Annotated in this window: 1 pseudogene; it reads left to right on the top strand. The window is 61.5% G+C overall.

Annotated features, from left to right (window positions below):
• Nucleotides 1-720 (top strand): annotated as a pseudogene (locus tag B2V90_RS06700) (DNA-directed RNA polymerase subunit beta'); the annotation flags it as partial.

Below are 720 nucleotides of genomic sequence, written 5' to 3'. Positions count from 1 at the left end.
CGCAGGACATGGTGCTGGGCATCTATTATCTGTCGATGGAGCGCGAAGGCGAGCCGGGCGAAGGCATGCTGCTGGCTGACATGCAGGAAGTCCACCAGGCGCTCTATGCCAAGGCGGTGACGCTGCATTCCAAGATCATCAGCCGCGTTCCGCAGACGGACGAGGCAGGCAACCAATATATGAAGCGGTATGAGACCACGCCCGGTCGCATGCTGCTGGGCGAATGCCTGCCCAAGTCGCATCGCGTGCCCTTCGACGTCGTCAACCGCCTCCTCACCAAGAAGGAAATCGGCGACGTTATCGATCAGGTCTATCGTCACACCGGCCAGAAGGACACGGTGCTGTTCGCCGACGCCATCATGGCGCTGGGCTTCCGCCACGCGTTCCAGGCCGGCATCAGCTTCGGCAAGGACGACATGGTCATCCCCGACAGCAAGGTGACGATGGTCGACGAGACCAAGGCGCTGGTGGCCGATTATGAGCAGCAATATCAGGACGGCCTGATCACCCAGCAGGAAAAGTACAACAAGGTGATCGACGCCTGGTCGCGTTGCGGTGATCAGGTCGCCAACGCCATGATGGACGAGATCAAGGCCCAGCCCAAGGACCCCAAGACGGGCCGGATGGCGCCGATCAACTCGATCTACATGATGGCGCATTCCGGTGCGCGTGGTAGCCAGGCGCAGATGAAGCAGCTGGCGGGCATGCGCGGCCTGATGG

This window comes from Sphingobium sp. UBA5915 (genome assembly GCF_002431195.1).
Taxonomy (GTDB): Bacteria; Pseudomonadota; Alphaproteobacteria; order Sphingomonadales; family Sphingomonadaceae; genus Sphingobium; species Sphingobium soli.
This window is presented reverse-complemented; position numbering and strand designations above follow the sequence as displayed.